This window comes from Phyllobacterium sp. OV277 (genome assembly GCF_900104355.1).
Lineage (GTDB): Bacteria > Pseudomonadota > Alphaproteobacteria > Rhizobiales > Rhizobiaceae > Phyllobacterium.
Window position 1 is genome coordinate 1 of the sequence record NZ_FNIY01000025.1, and the last position, 1,478, is coordinate 1,478.

At 55.4% G+C, this 1,478-nt stretch carries 1 protein-coding gene; it reads left to right on the plus strand.

The genetic code is table 11. From position 1 onward, the window contains the following. Positions 1-94: 94 nt before the first annotated feature. Positions 95-1,478 (plus strand): ISNCY family transposase (locus tag BLU05_RS25810; RefSeq protein WP_175540761.1); only part of this gene is annotated, 1,384 nt, incomplete at its 3' end.

Genomic DNA, 1,478 nt, shown 5'->3' on the forward strand with positions numbered 1-1,478 from the left:
TGTAGCCGCAAAGTTAAAGTGTCCTGTTTCTGCAAAGTAGAAACGTCGCTGTGTCACCTTCTTGTTGAGTGCAACGAGATATGGGATGCGGATTTTGGGCCTGATTTTGATGAGCGAACGCGAACTGCACCGTATCGAGGTTTTGTCAGAGGTTGTGGAGCGCCGCCGGACGATTGCGTCGGCGGCCATTGTGTTGTCGCTGAGCGTGCGTCAGGTGCAGCGGATCATGCGGACCTTCTGTCTTGAAGGCGCTCCGGCGCTGCGACATCGCAGCCGCGGCCGACGATCGAACAACCGGATCAAGGATGGCGTGCGAGACCTTGCGCTGCAGGTGGTTCGGGAACGCTATGCGGACTTTGGGCCGACGCTGGCGACCGAGAAGCTGGTCGAACAAGGATTTTCGGTATCACGCGAGACGTTGCGCAAATGGATGGCGGATGATGGTTTATGGCTGTCACGCAAACAGCGCCGGACGTTTCGCCAACCTCGACTGCGCCGGGAATGTTATGGCGAATTGATTCAGATCGACGGCAGCGATCATCGCTGGTTTGAGGATCGTGGTGACCGATGCACATTGCTCGTCTTTATCGATGATGCCACGGGCAAGTTGATGCAGCTTTTGTTTGTGCGTTCGGAAAGCGCTTTCACCTATTTCGAGGCTTTGGAGCTTTATCTGAAGACGCATGGACGTCCGGTCGCATTCTATTCCGATAAGCATTCGGTATTTCGTGTAGCGAAGAAGGAAGCCGTGAACGGCCAGGGGATGACCCAGTTCGGCCGGGCATTATCAGAGCTCAGCATCGAGATATTGTGCGCCAATTCGAGCCAGGCGAAAGGCCGTGTTGAGCGGGTCAACCGCACCTTGCAGGATCGCCTGGTCAAGGAGATGCGACTGGCTGGTATCAGCGATATGGCCACCGGCAATGCTTTCCTGCCGGACTTTAAGGACGCGTTCAACGAAAGGTTCTCTGTTGCTCCAATCAGGCCGGACAATCTGCACCGGCCACTCAATGTTGTTCCCGATAGATTGCGCGATATCCTGTGCAAGCGCGAACAACGCTATGTCGGAGAGCAACTGGCATTCTCCTATGAGCGCAAGCGCATCATGCTGAAGGAGAATGAACTCAGTCGGGGTCTCGTCGGTCAATATATCGACACCTACGCCTTTGCCGACGGACGTTTGGAGATGCGTTGGAAAGGCGTAACCCTACCCTACACAATGTTCGACAAGGATCAGCGTGTCACCCATGCGGCCGTGACCGAGAACAAGCGGCTGGGCGATGTATTGTCTTTGATCAAGGCTCAACAGGACCCGCTACCTGCTCCCAAGGTGAAGACCAACAGCGAGGCCATCGATTATCAAAAACGTGCACGCAAACCATCGCGGCGCGACAGTTGGATTGAGAAACGAAGAGAAGGCAGACTACAGGAGCAAGCTGCCACGGCTCTATTCACTGTCACCGGTCCGGGCTGCGATG